Source organism: Rhizobium sp. P1_B8 (genome assembly GCF_056406515.1).
In genome coordinates, this window is sequence record NZ_JBFTZZ010000001.1 from 685,745 (window position 1) to 703,661 (window position 17,917).

Annotated in this window: 17 protein-coding genes; 8 read left to right on the forward strand and 9 right to left on the reverse strand. The window is 61.4% G+C overall.

The window, feature by feature from the left end; all coding sequences use genetic code 11:
• Nucleotides 1–113: 113 nt before the first annotated feature.
• The 3 genes from AC1D2N_RS03240 to AC1D2N_RS03250 all read right to left on the reverse strand — a co-directional run bounded on the left by AC1D2N_RS03240 (nt 114) and on the right by AC1D2N_RS03250 (nt 1,902).
• Complete coding sequence (locus tag AC1D2N_RS03240) at nt 114–530, reverse strand: cupin domain-containing protein (RefSeq protein ID WP_018242788.1); 417 nt, start codon at nt 528–530, stop codon at nt 114–116.
• A 68-nt stretch (nt 531–598) separates the two neighbouring features.
• A complete protein-coding gene (locus AC1D2N_RS03245) occupies nt 599–1,354 on the reverse strand; it encodes an SDR family oxidoreductase (protein WP_130652736.1) in 756 nt (251 codons plus the stop codon).
• 68 nt (nt 1,355–1,422) lie between these two features.
• Nucleotides 1,423–1,902, reverse strand: a complete 480-nt coding sequence (locus tag AC1D2N_RS03250; protein WP_018242786.1) for a carboxymuconolactone decarboxylase family protein — start codon at nt 1,900–1,902, stop codon at nt 1,423–1,425.
• A gap of 132 nt (nt 1,903–2,034) precedes the next feature.
• On the opposite strand from AC1D2N_RS03250, the gene AC1D2N_RS03255 reads away from it, so the two are divergent.
• Both AC1D2N_RS03255 and AC1D2N_RS03260 read left to right on the forward strand, forming a co-directional pair.
• Nucleotides 2,035–2,961 carry a LysR family transcriptional regulator gene (locus tag AC1D2N_RS03255; RefSeq protein WP_130729238.1) on the forward strand — a complete coding sequence of 309 codons (927 nt, stop codon included), beginning with the start codon at nt 2,035–2,037 and terminating at the stop codon, nt 2,959–2,961.
• Between the two features lie 134 nt (nt 2,962–3,095).
• Complete coding sequence (locus AC1D2N_RS03260; protein ID WP_130729237.1) at nt 3,096–4,223, forward strand: ATP-dependent DNA helicase; 1,128 nt, start codon at nt 3,096–3,098, stop codon at nt 4,221–4,223.
• Nucleotides 4,224–4,340: 117 nt separating this feature from the next.
• Here AC1D2N_RS03260 and AC1D2N_RS03265 read toward each other — a convergent pair whose 3' ends face one another.
• A complete protein-coding gene (locus AC1D2N_RS03265) occupies nt 4,341–5,033 on the reverse strand; it encodes a MerR family transcriptional regulator (protein ID WP_018074217.1) in 693 nt (230 codons plus the stop codon).
• Nucleotides 5,034–5,483: 450 nt separating this feature from the next.
• On the opposite strand from AC1D2N_RS03265, the gene AC1D2N_RS03270 reads away from it, so the two are divergent.
• Both AC1D2N_RS03270 and AC1D2N_RS03275 read left to right on the forward strand, forming a co-directional pair.
• Nucleotides 5,484–6,236, forward strand: coding sequence for a pyridoxine 5'-phosphate synthase (locus AC1D2N_RS03270; protein ID WP_130729236.1), 753 nt, complete (start codon nt 5,484–5,486; stop codon nt 6,234–6,236).
• Nucleotides 6,237–6,407: 171 nt separating this feature from the next.
• Entirely contained in the window at nt 6,408–8,237 is a 1,830-nt protein-coding gene (locus AC1D2N_RS03275) for a WG repeat-containing protein (protein WP_245493215.1), read from the forward strand.
• A 228-nt stretch (nt 8,238–8,465) separates the two neighbouring features.
• On the opposite strand, the gene AC1D2N_RS03280 is transcribed toward AC1D2N_RS03275, so the two are convergent.
• Nucleotides 8,466–9,353, reverse strand: coding sequence for an SDR family oxidoreductase (locus AC1D2N_RS03280; protein WP_130729235.1), 888 nt, complete (start codon nt 9,351–9,353; stop codon nt 8,466–8,468).
• Between the two features lie 123 nt (nt 9,354–9,476).
• Here AC1D2N_RS03280 and AC1D2N_RS03285 point away from each other — a divergent pair, with 123 nt between their 5' ends.
• Complete coding sequence (locus tag AC1D2N_RS03285) at nt 9,477–9,893, forward strand: winged helix-turn-helix transcriptional regulator (RefSeq protein ID WP_130729234.1); 417 nt, start codon at nt 9,477–9,479, stop codon at nt 9,891–9,893.
• An 11-nt stretch (nt 9,894–9,904) separates the two neighbouring features.
• Here AC1D2N_RS03285 and AC1D2N_RS03290 read toward each other — a convergent pair whose 3' ends face one another.
• The 4 genes from AC1D2N_RS03290 to AC1D2N_RS03305 all read right to left on the reverse strand — a co-directional run bounded on the left by AC1D2N_RS03290 (nt 9,905) and on the right by AC1D2N_RS03305 (nt 13,762).
• Nucleotides 9,905–11,113 (reverse strand): MFS transporter, encoded by a 1,209-nt coding sequence (locus tag AC1D2N_RS03290; protein WP_130729233.1) that lies wholly within the window; start codon nt 11,111–11,113, stop codon nt 9,905–9,907.
• 109 nt (nt 11,114–11,222) lie between these two features.
• Nucleotides 11,223–11,846 carry a TetR/AcrR family transcriptional regulator gene (locus AC1D2N_RS03295; RefSeq protein ID WP_130729232.1) on the reverse strand — a complete coding sequence of 208 codons (624 nt, stop codon included), beginning with the start codon at nt 11,844–11,846 and terminating at the stop codon, nt 11,223–11,225.
• 60 nt (nt 11,847–11,906) lie between these two features.
• On the reverse strand, nt 11,907–12,824 hold the full coding sequence (locus AC1D2N_RS03300) for a bifunctional helix-turn-helix transcriptional regulator/GNAT family N-acetyltransferase (RefSeq protein ID WP_130729231.1): 918 nt from the start codon (nt 12,822–12,824) through the stop codon (nt 11,907–11,909).
• Nucleotides 12,825–13,042: 218 nt separating this feature from the next.
• Nucleotides 13,043–13,762, reverse strand: coding sequence for an aspartate/glutamate racemase family protein (locus AC1D2N_RS03305; RefSeq protein ID WP_130729230.1), 720 nt, complete (start codon nt 13,760–13,762; stop codon nt 13,043–13,045).
• Between the two features lie 157 nt (nt 13,763–13,919).
• Between AC1D2N_RS03305 and AC1D2N_RS03310 the strand changes: the two genes are divergently transcribed.
• The 3 genes from AC1D2N_RS03310 (at nt 13,920) to AC1D2N_RS03320 (ending at nt 17,913) form a co-directional block, all read left to right on the forward strand.
• Nucleotides 13,920–14,384 (forward strand): Lrp/AsnC family transcriptional regulator, encoded by a 465-nt coding sequence (locus tag AC1D2N_RS03310; protein WP_075224071.1) that lies wholly within the window; start codon nt 13,920–13,922, stop codon nt 14,382–14,384.
• Between the two features lie 107 nt (nt 14,385–14,491).
• Nucleotides 14,492–15,757 (forward strand): NAD(P)/FAD-dependent oxidoreductase, encoded by a 1,266-nt coding sequence (locus AC1D2N_RS03315; RefSeq protein ID WP_130729229.1) that lies wholly within the window; start codon nt 14,492–14,494, stop codon nt 15,755–15,757.
• Between the two features lie 209 nt (nt 15,758–15,966).
• Nucleotides 15,967–17,913: an elongation factor G gene (locus AC1D2N_RS03320; RefSeq protein WP_130729228.1), complete on the forward strand. Its 1,947-nt coding sequence runs from the start codon at nt 15,967–15,969 to the stop codon at nt 17,911–17,913.
• Nucleotides 17,914–17,917: the final 4 nt, after the last annotated feature.

The following is a 17,917-nucleotide window of genomic DNA, read 5'->3' on the forward strand; positions in this document are numbered from 1 at the left end:
ATCGCATCGGCCCGAAAATCGGAACCGGTTTTTGGAAAGCACGATGCGAGGGTTGAAAGTGTTACAGCGTCCTTTGCGCGTCTGAAAGACGCGCGGCGCTGTAATGCGGATCATCACTTCTTGAGCGGATAGGTCAACTCTTTCTGCTTGGTATCGACGACAAAGACGGCGAGCAAGCGGGCTGGCTTCGTTTTGCTGCCGTTGGCGCTGACACCATGGCGGTCGCCCGGCATTTCGGAGAAGCTCTCTCCGGCATGATAGACCTTGACGGGGCCGTCGTTGACCTGGCTGCGGATCGCTCCTTCGAGCACGGTGGCGTAGATGAAGGCCGTATCGGGATGGGTGTGGCCTTCGGAGAAGCCGCCTGGGCCGTACTCGACCAGCACGCCCTTGATGCTCTTGCCCGGTACGTTTGGAAGTTCGTGTTCATAGACGAGCGTCACCTTGGCAGCTTTGCTGCCCTCATCGGCGCTAGCGCCCGTGGCTGCCAGAAGGGCGAGCGCACCGGCGAGGAATGATGTTCTGATCATCGGAATCTCCATGGTTGCAGGGTGGGGCAGGATGCGCCCGAGTGGCCGCGTCCTCAGGGCAAGTCGGATCACTTTGGCTGGGCGGACTTTGCGAACCACTGCTCGAAGGTGATCGAGCCGAGCCGCGGGTTGTTGTCGGAAACGAGCGACTGATCGTTGAGTCTCGCGCCGAAATATTTCGCCTCGGCATCGGCCTCGACGGTGCGCGGGTCCTTCATGGCCTTCAGATACCGGGCGACGAGTTCGCTGAGGCGCGCCCGTTCCGGACCTGATATCTCGATCGTCGCATTGGCGGGCGGTGCGAGAGCCACATCCGCCATGACATCGGCGACGTCGTCGGAAACGATGGGCTGCACATAGGCCGGCGACAGGCGGACCGTCTGGCCGACCGTCCCCGATTGGGCGATGCCGCCGAGGAATTCCATGAACTGCGTCGAATGCACGATGGTATAGGGAATGCCCGATGCCTTGATCAGCTTTTCCTGAGCGAGCTTGCCGCGGAAATAGCCGCTTTCCTGCAGACGCTCGGTGCCGACGACGGAGAGGGCGATATGGTGCCTGACGCCGGCGAGTTTTTCGGCGGCGAGAAGATTGCGGCCCGAGGTCTCGAAGAATTCGAGCACGGCCTTGTCTTCGAAGGACGGCGAATTGGCGAGGTCGAGCACAACTTCGGCGCCTGAGAGCGCCTCCGCCAATCCTTCCCCGGTGATTGTGTTGACGCCGGAGTTCGGCGATGCGGCAATCACGTCATGTCCGCGCTTGCGCAGGCGTTCGACAGTCTTCGAACCGATGAGGCCGGTTCCGCCGATGACAACGATTTTCATAATGGATCTCCGTTCGCCGCCGGGGTGCGGCAGCGTCAAAGGTGAATCTTCTCAAGGAATTGCGCGGTTTAGTTCAGGCCGGCCTTATCGAGGCCGTAGGCCTTGTCGGCCGTGCCGGGCACGGTCTTGAAACCGACATTGACACGGTTCCAGGCATTGATGGCCATGACGACAAAGGTCAGGTCCGAGATTTCCTTCTCGGAAAGCTGGCCGCGAACCCGTTCGTAAATCTCGTCTGGAATGCCGCCCTCGGGAAGGTTCGTCAGCGCTTCAGTCCAGGCAAGGGCCGCACGCTCGCGGGGAACGAACAGGTTCGATTCCCGCCAGATGGCGACGTGATAGAGACGCAGTTCGGTCTCGCCGTGGATCTTTGCCTGCTTGACATGCATGTCGAGGCAAAAGCCGCATCCATTGATCTGCGAGGCGCGGATTTCGACGAGGGCCTGCAGCTTCTCGTCGATCACGCTGCTGCGCAGAGCCATGCTGAATTCCATGAACTTCTTGAAAAGCTCGGGGGACTGCTGGGCGTAGTTCAATCGCTGGGTCATGTCATTTCTCCTCTAATTAAGGATATTAGATATCTTTATGGATAAAAGATATCCTTAATTGCTGGACTGTAAAGCCATTCTCGCTTAGTCTGGCGGCATAAAGCCTATGCGCAGAAGTATGAGGGGGCAGGGATGGATATCGTTTCGGCATTGCGGACCTTTCAGCGCGTCGTCGAGACGGGCTCGTTTTCGGCGGCGGCGCACGATCTCGATGTGACGCAGCCGGCGGTCTCGCGACAGGTCGCGGCCCTCGAGGGCCATTTCAACATCCGCCTCCTGCATCGCACGACGAGCGGCCTGTCGCTGACGGCGGAGGGGGAGCGCATGCTGCCGATGGCGCTCCGGATTCTCGAAGCCGTGGAGGAGCTTGGCGATGCCGCCGGATCGGATGGAGCCGTGGCTTCGGGAAAGGTGAGGCTGAGCGTTCCCGCGCCGCTCGGCCTCTATCTCAGCGAACGGCTCGGCGATCTTCTTGCCGCCCATCCGAAACTCTCTGTGGAACTGCTCCTCAGGGAACAAAGCTCCGATATGATCGAGGAACGCCTCGACGTCGAAGTGCGTCTGGGTTCCGTCGCAGACAGCAGCCTCGTTTGCCGGCGGATCGGCTGGACGACGGCATTCCTCGTCGCCTCGCCCGCCTATCTCGCGCGCAAGGCGTCTCCGAGGACGCCGAAGGACATCAAGGACCATGAATGCCTGTGCTACAGCAGAGCCGGCGATGCCTGTTCATGGTCGTTCTCGAACGGCTCGGAAGACATATCCGTCAGGATCTCGCCGCGGCTGACCGCGTGCAGCGCCGTCGCTATTCACAGGGCGGCCCTTGCCGGCGCAGGCCTGGCGGTGCTCTCCCACATCGTCGCCGTGCCGGATATCGTCGCCGGTCGGCTGATCCCTGTCATGAACGACTTTCAACCGACCCGGCTGCCGATCTATGTCGTCTATCCCTCACGAAGAAACATACCGTTGCGCGTCAAAGCGGTTCTGGACTTTCTGACCGATGCCATCGGGCAGGACCCGTCAATGTGCGCGAGCAGCGCGGGCCGGCGGTGGGAGGGATGACTGTCGGCCGGCGGCTTATCGTGCACGGTGGAAGCTGCAGCGGGTTTGGCGCCGGGCGGATTTGCCGTCATTGGCCTTGCCTCGCCAGTTTCCGCCTTGCCTAAAGGCCGCGAATCCTGCCAAGTCCTGCGATCATGCAATTTGCGCCGCAACAAGACGAAGCCCTGAAGGCTGTTTCGAAATGGCTGAAGGAAGGGCGCTCGCCGCTCTTTCGCCTGTTCGGCTACGCCGGGACAGGGAAGACGACGCTTGCCAAGCATTTCGCCGAGAATGTCGATGGCGACGTGCTGTTTGCCGCCTTTACCGGCAAGGCGGCGCAGGTGCTGCGCTCGCGCGGCGCCTCCAACGCCCGGACGATCCATTCGCTGATCTATCGGCCGCGCGGCGAGGAGGCGGTGGAAGACGAGGAAACAGGCAAGACCTCGATCGCGCCGATGTTTTCGATCAACCGGCAGAGCCCGGTCGCGAGGGCGGCGCTGATCATCGTCGACGAATGCTCGATGGTCGACGAGGCGCTCGGCAAGGATCTGATGAGCTTCGGCACGCCGATCCTGGTGCTCGGCGATCCCGGCCAGCTGCCGCCGGTCACCGGTGGCGGCTACTTCACAAATCAGGAGCCGGACTACCTGCTCACCGATATCCACCGCCAGGCGCGCGACAATCCGATCATCAAGCTCGCCATGCAGGTGCGCGAAGGCAATGAGGTAATGTACGGTGACTACGGCACGGCCAAGGTGATCTCGAAGAACGAGGTGACGCAGCAACTGGTCCTCGACGCCGATCAGGTGCTCGTCGGCACCAATAGGACGCGTCGGCGCTACAATCAGCGCCTGCGCGAGCTGAAAGGCTTCAATGCCGATTATCCCCAGACCGGCGACAAGCTCGTCTGCCTGCGGAACGATCCGGCCAAGGGCCTGCTCAACGGTTCTCTCTGGCAGGTGATGACCTCATCCAAGGAAACAACGAAGCCCGGCATCAATCTGCTCGTCCGCCCCGAAGACGATGACATGGACCGGGGGGCTGCCAAGATCAAGCTGCTGAAACAGGCGTTCGAGGATGTCGAAGGTGAGATTCCCTGGAACACCCGCAAACGCTATGACGAGTTCGACTACGGCTATGCGCTAACCGTTCACAAGGCGCAGGGTTCGCAATGGAATGATGTCGTGCTCTTCGACGAGAGCTGGGCGTTTCGCGATACCCGGGAACGCTGGCTTTACACTGCGATCACGCGCGCGGCGGAGACGCTGACGATCGTCCGCTGACTCGATCACATCCGGGATCTCGATCACACTCGTGATCCCGGTCGCACCCGCGACCAGATCGTATCTGCTGATCGGGCAGAAGAAAGAGGAGACGGTGGCGGCCGTCGGGGGCGTGATTCAGGCCTGCACGATGCCGAGCAGAACTGCCTTGGCGATGGCCTGGAAGCGGTTGTTAGCGCGGAATTTCAGGATGATTCCGGCCTCCAGGTCACGGGTTTCGTCATGTTTCAGGTCGAGCGCCCGGGCGATGCGCTGGGTGGAATAACCCTCAGCCATCAGTTCCAGGCAACGCCGCTCCTGCGGGGTCAGGCTTGCACTGTCCTGATTGTCGTTCAGCGGCGGCTCCTCGATGCTGCCGTCGTAATCCAGGAGGTCGCCGACCTGCTGGAGCTGGCGGTGCAGCGTCGACATCTCGGCCGTCAGTTCGCGCTTGCGCACCTGCAGGGCCTCGCGGAAGATCGTCTCGGCCGCTTCCTGCGAATCAGCGTTGCGGAGTTCGTCCATCAGTTCCTGGATGACGGCGATTGGCATGCCTGTATCGCGGCATACCGTGATCACGGCCATGCGCATCACGTCGTCCTGTCCGTAGACCCGCATCAGACCGATGCGGTTGGCTGAAATCAACCCTTTCTCTTCATAGAAATGCAGTGTCCTGTGTGTGACGCCGAATGCGTTTGCCATGTCGGCAATGGGCACCGGACCGTCCGGTAGATCCGGCGGTAGCGCGGCCGAAGGCAGGAACCGATATTTCGATCGGGCCTCCGAAGCGATACCGGCGGTGGCAAACAGGCGTTTGGAACCGTCTGGCATGAACCCTCCTGGGGCATGTTGTTGCACCTCATGCGGTTTTGCCAGTTGCTTCCCATGCGCGGCGAGTGGGGTTTCCTCTAGGCGTTCTTCTCAGTGGGAAAGAAGCAGTACGCGGCGTACTCTACGCGATACGATGTCCACGTTATGCGTGAACGATCTTTTTTATAAGTGCTAAAAATAATCTCTTTTAAATGGGATAGCAACTTTACCGGCATATTTTGCCGGGTTCTTGGGTGTGTTGCACAAAAACATGTGCTGCACTGCGGGATCTCGCGGTCCTCTTCAAAGGTGACGGGATTTACTATATGCGGTACGCGTGCGGCAAATGCTCAGCGTAATTTCGGTGCCCATCAGCGATTGGCATCGCATCCATTTGTGAATCTCGTTGGCCATCGCGGAGCACTTGGCTTAAAAGCAGGCCTCCCATTTCCGTGACCGATGGATCTCGCCATGCCCGCCAAGCTCTCCGTGAACCTCAACGCCGTCGCCATGCTGCGCAACCGGCGCGACCTGCCCTGGCCGAGCGTCGAAGCGCTCGGGCGTATCGCGCTGAAATCCGGTGCGAGCGGGCTGACGGTGCATCCGCGCCCCGACCAGCGGCACATCCGCTTTTCCGACCTGCCTGTGATCCGCAACCTGATCGACGACGAATTCCCCAAGACCGAGTTCAATATCGAGGGCTATCCCACAGAGGAATTCTTCGAACTCTGCGCCGGCGCGGTACCCGAGCAGGTGACGCTGGTGCCTGACGATCCCGCCCAGGCGACCTCCGATCACGGCTGGGATTTCCGCAAGCACCAGGCGTTCCTGACCGATGCCGTCGCGCGGCTGAAGACGATGGGATGCCGGGTGTCGCTGTTTGCCGATGGTGACGGGGACGCACAGGCGGTTGAGATCGCCAAGGCGGTCGGCGCCGATCGGATTGAACTCTATACTGGCCCCTATGGCGGTTGCTTCGATGCGCCGGAGCGGGCAGGCCCGATCCTCGAAGCGCTTGGACGGACGGCGGATGCAGCCGTCGCAATCGGCCTCGCCGTCAATGCCGGCCATGATCTGACAGTGGAAAACCTGCCGGCGCTGGTGAAGCGCATTCCCGCTCTTGCCGAGGTTTCGATCGGCCATGGGCTGACCGCCGATGCGCTGGAATACGGCATGGCGGAAACGGTGCGGCGCTTTTGCCGGGCCTGCGGTCAGACGATCTGAGGAAGATCGTTTCCTTCCTGCGTATTGGGCGGCGACTAACTTGCCCTGCAAGGGTCTCTCGTGCCGCGAATGAGGGCGCAGGATTCCTGTGTTCGTGACATCCGACTTGCGGACCGGCCATATTTCCAACACACGAGCATCTCCTAGTTCTTTCAACCGGGGGGCGCTAGGATGAGAGTTGTTACGCGTCAATTTATGTTTGTCGCGGCGGCATGGGCGTGTTTGCTCTGCTCCGTTGGAGCCGGGGTCGCCGATCCCCGGCCGGAAAGATGGGTGGAAAGGTGCGGCGGCGTCTACGCTCTTTGCGGCTATATCGACAGAGCGACGTTAGAACCACGGATCGATCGCAAGTTCGAAGTTGGACTTCCTTTCTCGGAGGGGCTGGCCGCCGTGCGCTCCGAGGGGAAATTCGGCTATATCAATTCGAGTGGCGATATGGTGATCGCGCCTGCGTTCGACCTTGCCCGTGCATTTCGCAAAGGCCATGCCGAGGTGGTGCTCGGTGACAAGGCAGGAATCATCGACAGGGCGGGAAAGCTTGTACTGCCGCCGAATTACGCGCGTGCCATCCCATTCGCGGCCGACGCGGCACTCGTTCGTCCCGGCAAAGCGATCGTGCCGGAATCTTTTGGCTTCCCGCGTTTCATGATCGGGGAACTGCTCTTCGAGAGGGACGATCCACGCTATCTGCTCGTCGATCTGTTCTCGGGAAAGATCCTGAAGGACGAACTGGCCATTAAAGAATTCGACTTCGGTACTTTCGTCTGGGCCGCTCAACCGGGAGATAAACGATACGGATTGCTTGCTCCCGACGGAACCTGGAAGATCGAGCCTCGCTTCGAAACAGTCGCTAAACTCCATGGAGGAAGAGCAATTGTCTGTTATGGCCGGCCGGCCGGACACAAAGATCGGTCCGCCCAACATGGCCTGGCCGACGCCACTCAATGCGGCGTGATCGACCGGGACGGTCAAACTATTCTCACACCACAGCGGTTTAGGATCCAGGGCTATCGAAACGGTTTTTACCGTGTGGCCGAAGACAAGAAAGCCGGCCTCCTTGATGAGGCGGGACGGTTGCTCGGCGGGCGTCTGTTCGACGATGCGAGACTGCCGGATTCCGGTGATGTGGCCACAATATTGGTCGATGGCCGGTGGGTTGGGCTCAACCGGGCCGGAAACGTGGTACCCGACCCGGAGGATGGGAAGGTGCTGGTGGCATGTCCGTCGGGCATCAAATTCATGCACAGCGGCAACCGTATTCAGGTCGTCGGAGCGGACGAAAAGCCGACGGTTTCGTATCTCTTTGACGACACGCACATGACTTGCGAATTCCCCGTATCGGTTCGGTACAATGGAAAATGGGGATTTCTCAAGCAGGACGGCAAACTGTTTGTCGATCCGCCGTCATTTCAGAGCCAATTTGGTTTCAGCGGTGGCTATGCCAGCGTCAAGGTTGACGGCAAGTGGGGAATACTGGACAGCAGCGGTGTACTGGCCCTCGCTCCCCAGTTCGATGAGATGCAGCCCGATTCCGGCGCCTATGCGGTATCGAAGGATGCGCGGAAGTTTTGGATCGACGCATCAGGACGTGAAGTCGCCGAACCGCGCCGCCGGGAGGATCGGCAATCAAAGTTGCGTTGCGAACCAGACGGCGGACAGCGCGTCTCCAGGAATTCGAACGGAACCTTGCTTTGGGGCATCGCGGATGCCGCCGGGAATATCGTCGTCGAGCCGAAATATCACGCCATCACCTGTTTCCGGGATGGTCTCGCATGGGTTCCGTTCGACGAGAGACGAGAATGGTGTGCGATCGACCGGAACGAGCGGAAACGCGAGAACGTCGCGTGCGTCAAGAACTGGCCTGACAGCAATGTCGCCGACGCGCGAACTGAGACAATGTCTGACGATCCCTATGAAAGCGGTGTTCTCTGGATGCGGGCCGAGCTTGAATACGGGCTGGACCTTAGGGAAAAACCGCCTCGCTTCGTCTCGCAATTCTAAGGATCGGCTATTTCCCGCGTCATGAAGCTGTCGGGCGATCTCGTGTCGAGAAGCAGCGCGGTATTCTCCAGCGGTCCCTCGGTCACGTTATTGTTGCAGAACCCAGCCGCGGGGCTTCTTCGTCGTGAATGGCGCACCTGGAATGAAGCTTTTTTGCAGTCAAGATCGGTGTCTACTGCACCCCTGTCCTTAGGTTAAACGCAAAGGACAGGGGCGACAAGCGTTGCCTCAGGCGGTCAGAGCCGCCTTGTGCTCGACGAAGAAATCCTTCAGCGGCTGCGGCTGTTTTCCGGTCAGCTTGGTGAAGTCTTCGGTGACGATGTCGAACTTGCCGGCGCGGGTGTTGGCGTCGGCCGAAACCAGCATGTCGGCGACGAAACCGGGAAGGCCGGCGCCGCGCATGCCCTGGCCGAGCTGCTCATCATTGACGTCGATCACCTCTAACGGCTTGCCGGCGACATCGGAAACGATGGCGGCGATCTGCCGGTTGTTCAGCGATTGCGCGCCGGTCAGCGTATAAGTGACGCTCTCCGAGGTGCCGGAGGCAAGGGCTGCGGCGATCGCCAGCGCGCAGTCGTCACGCGAGATCGTCGAGATCTTGCCGTCACCCATGGCGCTATACCATTTGCCGCCCTGCAGGTTGTGCGGCATGCCGTGCAGGTAATTGTCGTGATACCAGGCGTCGCGAATGATCGTATGGGCGATGCCGCTTGCCTTGATGGCGTTTTCGCTGCCGAGATGATCGGGCGCGAAGGTGACAAGCGAATCGTCCGGCGCCGGCATCGAGGTGTAGGCGATGTGCTTGACGCCAGCCTTGACGGCCGCTGCAACGGCGCCCTTGTGCTGGGCGAGGCGCTTGCCGGGAGTGTCCAGCGCATCGGTGCTGATGATCAGCAGCCGGTCGACGCCGGCGAAAGCCTTCTCCAGCCCTGCCCCGTCATCGAAATCGGCCTTGCGGGTGACGACGCCCTTCTTTTCGAGTTCGGAGAGCTTTTCCGGGCTGCGCGTCGCCGCGACGATGTTGCCGGGGGCGACCTTGTAGGTCTCGATGAGGTGATGGATGACACGCTGGCCGAGCTGCCCGGCAGCGCCGGTGACCAGGATGATTTCGCTCATACGTCGTTTCCTTCTGTGTTGTGCAGGTGGTCTCGAAAAGAGAGTAACACTAGAATAGGAATTGACTAGGCAGTGTAAAGGAGGCAGTTTTTCAGCTCTACGTTACCAAAAGGGAACCAGCAGATGAGCGGTGCGGTCGTTAGTCTGAAGAACAGGGTGCCGGGGGCGCGGCGCGAGATCGATCTCGCCGGCCTCGATTTCGGCAATTGCCCGGTCAGGGACATGATGCAGCAGATCGGCGGCAAATGGTCGACGCTGCTACTCGAGGTGCTGGCGGATCGGCCTTATCGCTTTGGCGAGCTGCGGCGGATGATCCCCGATATTTCGCAGCGCATGCTGACGCAGACGCTGCGCGACCTGCAGAGGGATGGTTATATCGACCGCGAGGTATTCCCGACCAAGCCGCCGAGCGTCGAATATTCGATGACCGAACTCGGACGCTCCCTCTACCAGCCGCTGTCGCAGCTTCTGAACTGGGCGGAAGCGAACCACGTTGCCGTTCGCGCCGCCCGTTCTCAATTTGATTCCGCCGACAAATAGGCCGCTTTCCTCTACTTGCCGCGTCCTTCCGTCAGGAACAGCAGGAAGGCCAACGCCGGGAAGCAGAAGCCGATCCAGGCCGTCATTGTCCAGCCTCCGGTCGCATAGGCCCAGCCGCCGAGCGCCGAGCCGAGCGCGCCGCCGGCAAAGAAGGTTGCCATGAAGAGGCCGTTGAGCCGGCTGCGGTGTTCCGGGTTCAGCGCATAGATGGCGCGCTGGCCGCAGACGAGATTGGTGGTCACGCCGAAATCGAGAAGGATTGCCGCTGCCGTCAAGAGCAGCAAAGCACCAAGCGAGCCATCGCTGGCGAAATGGCCGATCAGGAAGGCAGCCATGCCGAGCAGCATGGCAAGCGTCGAGGCGATCTTCGTCATGCCGCGGTCGGCAAGCCGGCCGGCGATCGGCGAAGCGACGGCGCCGGCCGCGCCTGCAAGTGCGAAGAGGGCAATGCCGTTCTGCGTCAGGCCGAAGGCCGGGCTTGCGAGCAGCAGCGGCGTCGTCGTCCAGAACAGGCTGAAGGCGCCGAACATGCCGGCCTGATAGAGCGCCCGGCGCTGCAGCACGCGCGAGGTGAGCGCCAGATGGCCCATCGAGGCGAGCAGCTCGCCATAGCGCAGCTTCGTTTTCGGCAGGCGAACCGGCAGGTTGATGCGCAAGACGACGGCGAGCACGAGCATGAGCGCTGCGGTGACGTAATAGACCACGTGCCAGGAGGAGGCCTCGGCGACGAAGCTTGCGAAGGGGCGGGCGAGCATGATGCCGCAGAGCAGGCCGCTCATGACGTTGCCGACGACCTGGCCGCGCGTTGCATCCGGCGCCATGTTGGCAGCGAAGGGAACCAGGACCTGAACTGCGACCGATGAAAGACCGATAGAGAGCGAGGCGACGAGGAAGGCCGTGGGCGTCGACGACAATGCCGCGCCGATGAGCGCGACGGCGGAGACGGCGATCAGCATCAACACCAGACGGCGGTTTTCGGTGAGGTCGCCGAGCGGCACGATCAGCAGCAGGCCGAGGCCGTAGCCGATCTGCGTCAGCGTGACGATCAGACCGGTGGCGGCAGGCGTGAAGCCGAGATCGGCACTGATCGGGCCGGCCAGCGGCTGGCCGTAATAGAGATTGGCGGCCACCAGCCCGCAGGCGGCGGCGAAAAGGAAGGTTAGCCAGGGGGATAGCGCCCTGGGAATGGCCTCATCCGGCGTGGTGGCTGAAATGCTCATCAGAAACTCCGGTATTCAAAGATTGAAAGGATTGAATGCAAAATGCTGGCTGCGGCCACCCGATCCTTGACCGAATGCCGGTATTTCTCTCGTCCACGGTGTGGACTGTTCAGGTCACGAGCTTCATCGCGGCCTCGGCCGCAGACATCATCTCTTCTCTGCTGCGTCCCGTTTTGCCGATGACGCGTAGGCCCTTGGTAAAGCAGAGGAAGGCGAGGGCGGCGGCATCCGGGTCTACTGTCTTCGGAATGGTGCCATCTGCCTGGCCGGTGCGGATGAGATCGGCCATCAGCTTTTCGTCCGCGGCAAAGGCCGTCACGACGTGGGCAGCGGCTTCTTCGTCAAGCAGGGCGAAGTCGTTGGCGCCGCCAACGACGAGACAGCCTTTGCGGCCGGCTTCGCCATAGGAGAGCTCGGTATAATACATCACCATCTGGAAGACCTTCTCGCGACCGGTCTTCGCAGACGCGATCATCGCTTCCAGCCGCCGTCGGCCGAGTTTTCGATAATGGGCGAAAGCAGCGAGAAAGATGCCGCGCTTATCCTTGAATGCTTTGTAGATGCTCCCCGAAGCAAGGCCCATTGCTTCGGTCAATTCGCTGATGGAGGCGGCATGGTAGCCGCGTTCGGAAAAGACGCGCAGCGCTGCATCGAGTGCTGCGTCCATATCGAACTCGCGCGGACGGCCACGGCTGCGGGTCTTTGCTTCTGGTGTGAGAGTGGGAACGGTCATGGCGCCTAATTAGGGAATGAACGTTTCCAAATCAAGTGAAATTTCTGCGACGCAGCCAATTCAGAGGTCGAGCACCCAGTTCTGGCCGTTCGCCTCGGGGCCGAACATCTTATGTCTCTCCTCGGAGACAACACGAAAGCCCGCCTTGACGTAGATGGCGCGGGCGGTCTCCAGCATGTCGTTGGTCCAGAGCGAGAGTTCGCGGTAGCCCTTCTGCCTGGAGAAGTGGATGCATTCGTCGACCAGCAGTTTGCCGAGCCCGAGGCCGCGGGCTGATTTGTCGACATAGAGCAGGCGGAGCTTGGCGATGCCGTCGCCGCCATTGGTGACGAGGACCGAACCGACATTGATGCCGCCGCGTTCGGCGATCCAGCAATATTCCTTGGCCGGATCGAAATTGGCGAGGAATTTTCCGGCGACCTCGGCGACCAGCGCCTCGAAGCGCAGATCCCAGCCATACTCTTCTGCGTAGAAGCGGCCCTGGCTCTGAACGATCCAGCCGATATCGCCGGCGCGGTGGGCGCGGATGATGGCCGGGGCGGGCTTCGCCGCCGGGTCGAGCAGGGCGCGGATCGTGTGCATGGCGGAGACGGCGGCCTCCGGTTCGCCAGTCGCCAAGCGATCGAAACGAGCGGCGATCTGCGCATTGGAGCGTCGGCCGAGTTCCTCGAACGTCTCTCGTCCCTGATCGGTGACAATGATGACCTGGCTGCGAAGATCTGCCGGGTCAGGACTGGTTTCGATCAGCCCTTCGGCGCGAAAACGCTTTAGAATGCGGCTGAGATAGGCCGGGTCGAGCTGCAGGTCGCGGGCAAGCGTTACAGCGCTGATGCCCTCATGCGAGCCAATCTCGAAGAGGATGCGGGCATCGGTCAGCGTGAAGGGCGTGTCGAGATAGGCCTTGTTCAAGAGGCCTAGGAAGTTCGTATAGAAGCGGTTGAAATCGCGGGCGGTTTCGATGAGCGATAGGTTAGACATGATGATCTCCAAATGGAGATCTTGTCAGACCGCTGATAAAGTCGGCCAACTACTCTCTCGTCATGCTCGGGCTTGTCCCGAGCATCTGCAGCAGATCCTCGGCACGAGGCCGAGGATGACGCCGAGTCAAGAACGAGGTGTGTCAACAAGCTGACAAGAATCTCCAGATGGAGATCTTGTCCTGTATTTAATGGACTGAGTCAACTAATTCCCTGATGTCAGGCGGCTTCCTCTTCCGCCTCTTCGTCCGTGCCGAGTGCGAAATCAACTGCCGCGCGGGCGTGGATCGCGGTGGTGTCGAAGCCCGGCAGCGGCAAATGGTCGGGATCGAGGATCAGGCAGATCTCGGTGCAGCCGAGAATGATGCTGTCGGCGCCGTTGTCGATGGCGTGTGCAATCACCGCCATGAGCTTGTCGCGAGAGCTGTCGAGCACCTTGCCGGCGCAGAGTTCGTTGAAGATGATGTCATGCACGGTCGTGCGGTCGCCAGCATCGGGCACCATGATATCAACACCAAGGCTCTTCATGCGGTCGCTGTAGAAGCCGTGCTCCATCGTGTAGCGAGTGGCGAGCAGCAGCGGGCGCTTGCGGCCGGCCGCATGCAGCGATTTCGCCGTCTCGTCGATGATGTGGATCAGTGGCACGGAGATCTTCTCCGCGACCTTGTCGGCGATCAGATGCATGGTGTTGGTGCAGATGAGGATGCAGCCCGCGCCGGCGATCTGCAGGCGCAGCGCCACGTCGGCGAGGCGGCGGGCAGCCATATCCCAGTCGCCGGCCTTCTGAAGCGCGACGATCTCCTCGAAATTGACCGAATGCAGGATGAGTTCGGCAGAGGCGAGGCCACCCTTGCGGTCACGCACCATCTCGTTGACGACACGGTAATAGACCGCCGAACTTTCGAAACTCATGCCGCCGATAAGGCCGATCGTTTCCATTTCTTCATGCTCTCCATGCTTCTGAACTTCGAAAATGATGCAGCAATCCCGGCGCGGCGTGTTTGCGTTGTTTGTCTCTCGTGTCAGATTGGTGATGGGATTTTGCGCTATTTTGTGAAATCGTGCAAAAAGGAGGCGAGAGGATTATGTTCCACACATGCTTGATGATCGCGACAGACGCATTCTGGACATGTTGCAGAAGGATGCGGGCATATCCGTGACCGATCTTGCCGAGCGCGTGGCTCTTTCGGTGTCGGCCTGTTCGCGGCGCATCCAGCGGCTGGAGGAGAGCGGCCATATCGCCCGGCGTATCGTCGTGCTCGACCGGGAAAAGATGGGCGTGCCGACGACAGTTTTCGCCCTGGTCAAGACGGCGCACCATTCCGACGAATGGACGGAAAGCTTCCGCAGGATCATCAGTAACATTCCCGAGATCGTCGAGGCGCACCGTCTGACCGGCAATCACGATTATATCCTGAAGATCGTGCTACCGCGCGTCGAGCACTACGATGTGATCTATAAGCAGATCGTGCGGAAGATCGAGCTCTTCGACGTCTCGGCCTCGATCTCGATGGAGCTCCTGAAGGGCGGCACGGCGATCCCCGTCGGATATGCCGATTGAGTCAGTTCCACCGACCGGGATGCAGGGGAGGTATGCCGAAACGACAGTTGCAACCTTCGCGGCGAAGGCCACATTGGCTTTGGCGAAATGGCGCAAAGGGGTAGGTCATGAGCGATCATCATGTCGTCGTTGTCGGCGGCGGTTTCGGCGGGCTGCAGCTCGTCAACGGGTTGAAGGGTGCCGGCGTCAAGATCACTCTGGTCGACCGGCGCAATCACCATCTCTTCCAGCCGCTGCTCTATCAGGTGGCGACCACCATTCTCTCCACCTCCGAGATCGCCTGGCCGATCCGCCGCCTCTATGCCGACCGGCCTGACGTGACCGTGCTGCTCGGCGAGGTCACGGGCGTCGACAGCGGCGCCAAGACGGTTTCCCTACGCAACGGCATGACTCTCAGCTATGACACGCTGGTGCTGGCGACCGGGGCGACGCATGCCTATTTCGGCCATGACGAATGGGAGCCGGTGGCGCCGGGCCTGAAGACGCTGGAGGACGCGACGACGATTCGCCGGCGCGTGCTGCTCGCCTTCGAGCGAGCGGAGATGGAGAGCGATCCCGCCGTGCGCGACGCGCTGCTGACCTTCACCATCGTCGGGGCCGGGCCGACCGGCGTCGAGTTGGCCGGCATCATTGCCGAGCTCGCGCATTTCACGCTGCCCAAGGAGTTCCGCAACATCGACACGCGCAAGACCCGCGTCGTGCTGGTCGAGGCCGGCCCGCGGGTGCTGCCGACCTTCGCCGAAGAGCTTTCGGCCTATGCGCAGAAGGCGCTGGAGAAGCTCGGGGTCGAGATCCATCTCGGCAAGCCGGTGACCGAGTGCACCGCCGACGGCGTGAAGATCGGCGAGACCTTCGTTGCCAGCCGGACGATCGTCTGGGCAGCCGGCGTCACCGCCTCGCCGGCGGCGCAGTGGCTGGGTGTTACGGCCGACCGGGCAGGGCGCGTCGTGGTCGAGAAAGATCTGCGCGCGCCGGGGCTGCCCGAGGTCTTCGTCGTCGGCGATACCGCATCGGTCATGCGCGAGGACGGCAAGCCGGTGCCGGGCATTGCGCCCGCCGCCAAGCAGCAGGGCGGATACGTCGCCAAGGTGATCCGCGCCCGCATATCCGGCAAACCGGCGCCGGCGCCCTTCCGCTACTGGCATCAGGGCAGCTTGGCGACGATCGGCAAGAGTGCTGCGATCATCGATTTCGGCCGGATCAAGCTGAAGGGCTGGCTCGCCTGGTGGATCTGGGGACTTGCCCATATCTACTTCCTGATCGGCACCCGCTCGCGCTTCTCCGTCGCCTGGAGCTGGCTGTGGATCTATCTGAGCGGCCAGCACAGCGCCCGGCTAATCACCCAGCGAGAGACGATGCGGGAGGAGCGGTAACTCTTCTCCCGTCCTTCAGAGGCCAAGCCTCGAAGCAGCGATGTAGCCAAACTTGACATATCTTCGGATCCGCCCTTAGGGTTTGCCCCGCGTCTTCCGAAAACCATCAGGGTTACGCATCCAGCCGTAGCTACAGCGAGTAGAGGTTCCAATGCGCCGATTCACTTCTCACGAAAATCACATTCGAAATTCTGAGAAGTTGGTGGTTCATGCGCACTTTGAATCTGGGCATCCTCGCCCATGTGGATGCAGGCAAGACTAGCCTTACCGAAAGACTGCTTTTTGACGCCGGCGTCATCGACAAGCTCGGCAGCGTCGATACCGGCAATACACAGACGGACACTCTCGAACTCGAACGGCAACGTGGCATCACGATCAGAGCCGCGGTGGTGTCGTTCACGATCGGCGACAGGATCGTCAATCTCATCGACACGCCCGGTCACCCGGATTTCATTGCCGAGGTCGAGCGGGTGCTCGGATTGCTGGATGCCGCTGTCGTCGTCGTTTCGGCGGTCGAAGGCGTACAGGCCCAGTCGCGGGTGCTGGTGCGGGCGCTGCGGCGGCTTGGCGTTCCCTTCATCTTCTTCGTCAACAAGGTCGATCGTCTCGGCGCGCGATATCAAGAGGTTGTCGAGGCCCTTGCCGCGCAGCTGGCGGTCCGCCCCATCGCCATGTCTTCGGTCATCGATGCGGGAGCCAAGCTTGTCCGGGTGGAGACGCTTGCTCTGGGAGACGAGCCGCTCTTTTCGGCGCTCTGCGAGACCCTCGGGGAAAACGATGAGGCGCTGCTCGATGACTATGTACTCGCTCCCGATTGGCTGACGGAGGAAAGGCTCGGGCGCTGCCTGGCCGATCAGGTGGCGAGCGGCCTCGTGCATCCCGTCTTCGCAGGAGCCGCGATGACCGGCGTCGGCATCCCCGCCCTGGCATCGGCCATTGCGAAGATCCTGCCCGAGCGGCGCCCCAATCCGGATGGTCCGGTCGCGGGCAAGATCTTCAAGATCGAACGCGGCTGGGGCGGGGAAAAGCTCTCCTACATCTACCTGGCCTCAGGCACGGTGCGGCTTCGGCAATATCTGGACCTGCCCAGAGGCCCGGAACGGGTGACCGCCATCCATGTGTTCGAGGCCGGCCGGGTTCATGGCGCCGAGAGCCTCCGCGCCGGGCAGATTGCGCGCATCAGCGGCCTTGCCGGTGCCCGCATCGGGGATGCGGTGGGCGGAGATCCCGCGGGCGGGTGGGCTCATTTCGCGCCACCTACGCTCGAAACCCGGGTTCTTGCCCGGCGGCCTTCCGGCAAGGCGGCGCTCTGGCTGGCGCTGAACCAGATGGCCGAACAGGATCCCTTGATCAATCTGCGCCGGAACGAGGAGGCGGACGAAGTCTTCGTGTCGCTCTACGGCGAGGTGCAGAAGGAGGTTATCCAATCGACCCTGCTGACGGATTTCAACCTTGAGGCAAGGTTCGAGAAAAGCACTGTCATCCTGGTCGAGAGGCCCGTCGGGACCGGGGCCGGCCTGCAGATCCTTTTCAAGGAACCCAATCCCTTCCTGGCAACCGTCGGCCTGCGCGTCGAGCCGCGCCCTCCCGGGGCGGGCAACAGCTTTGCGCTCGAAGTGGATGTCGGCCAGATGCCCGCCAGCTTTTACAGGGCAGTCGAAGAAACCGTGTTCGAAACGTTGAAGCAGGGCGTTTTCGGCTGGCAGGTCATCGATTGCCACTTGGCGATGACGGCGGCCCGGCACAGCTCGCCTGCAAGCACTGCCGCCGATTTCCGGCAGCTCACGCCTTGGGTGCTGGCAATGGCGCTATCGGCCGCGCAGACCGTCCTCTGCGAGCCGATCGACCGCTTTCATCTCGAAACGCCCATGGAGAGCTTGAGCGGTGTGCATACATTGCTTGCGAAATCGGCAGCGACGACGATGGATTCGGTGATCGCCGATGGCGTCGCCCGGCTCGAGGGCACCATGGCGTCTCAGATGGTCCAAAGCGTCCAGCAGCAATTGCCGGGCCTGACCAGCGGGGCGGGGACCATGGAAACCTCTTTCGATCACTACGCCCCGATCGCCGGCCCGCCGCGCCTGCGGCGGCGTTCGGGGCCAGATCCGTTCAACGGCACCGAATATCTGCTGCGCCTAAGGGTTGTTCCCATTTAAGTAG

Bases quoted from the DNA above. Each gene is read 5' to 3' on its own strand.
- AC1D2N_RS03250 (WP_018242786.1), bottom strand. From the start codon at position 1,902: ATGACCCAGCGATTGAACTACGCCCAGCAGTCCCCCGAGCTTTTCAAG.
- AC1D2N_RS03255 (WP_130729238.1), top strand. From the start codon at position 2,035: ATGGATATCGTTTCGGCATTGCGGACCTTTCAGCGCGTCGTCGAGACG.
- AC1D2N_RS03270 (WP_130729236.1), top strand. From the start codon at position 5,484: ATGCCCGCCAAGCTCTCCGTGAACCTCAACGCCGTCGCCATGCTGCGC.
- AC1D2N_RS03265 (WP_018074217.1), bottom strand. From the start codon at position 5,033: ATGCCAGACGGTTCCAAACGCCTGTTTGCCACCGCCGGTATCGCTTCG.
- AC1D2N_RS03240 (WP_018242788.1), bottom strand. From the start codon at position 530: ATGATCAGAACATCATTCCTCGCCGGTGCGCTCGCCCTTCTGGCAGCC.
- AC1D2N_RS03315 (WP_130729229.1), top strand. From the start codon at position 14,492: ATGAGCGATCATCATGTCGTCGTTGTCGGCGGCGGTTTCGGCGGGCTG.
- AC1D2N_RS03305 (WP_130729230.1), bottom strand. From the start codon at position 13,762: ATGGAAACGATCGGCCTTATCGGCGGCATGAGTTTCGAAAGTTCGGCG.
- AC1D2N_RS03290 (WP_130729233.1), bottom strand. From the start codon at position 11,113: ATGAGCATTTCAGCCACCACGCCGGATGAGGCCATTCCCAGGGCGCTA.
- AC1D2N_RS03295 (WP_130729232.1), bottom strand. From the start codon at position 11,846: ATGACCGTTCCCACTCTCACACCAGAAGCAAAGACCCGCAGCCGTGGC.
- AC1D2N_RS03300 (WP_130729231.1), bottom strand. From the start codon at position 12,824: ATGTCTAACCTATCGCTCATCGAAACCGCCCGCGATTTCAACCGCTTC.
- AC1D2N_RS03320 (WP_130729228.1), top strand. From the start codon at position 15,967: ATGCGCACTTTGAATCTGGGCATCCTCGCCCATGTGGATGCAGGCAAG.
- AC1D2N_RS03310 (WP_075224071.1), top strand. From the start codon at position 13,920: ATGCTTGATGATCGCGACAGACGCATTCTGGACATGTTGCAGAAGGAT.
- AC1D2N_RS03280 (WP_130729235.1), bottom strand. From the start codon at position 9,353: ATGAGCGAAATCATCCTGGTCACCGGCGCTGCCGGGCAGCTCGGCCAG.
- AC1D2N_RS03245 (WP_130652736.1), bottom strand. From the start codon at position 1,354: ATGAAAATCGTTGTCATCGGCGGAACCGGCCTCATCGGTTCGAAGACT.
- AC1D2N_RS03275 (WP_245493215.1), top strand. From the start codon at position 6,408: ATGAGAGTTGTTACGCGTCAATTTATGTTTGTCGCGGCGGCATGGGCG.
- AC1D2N_RS03285 (WP_130729234.1), top strand. From the start codon at position 9,477: ATGAGCGGTGCGGTCGTTAGTCTGAAGAACAGGGTGCCGGGGGCGCGG.
- AC1D2N_RS03260 (WP_130729237.1), top strand. From the start codon at position 3,096: ATGCAATTTGCGCCGCAACAAGACGAAGCCCTGAAGGCTGTTTCGAAA.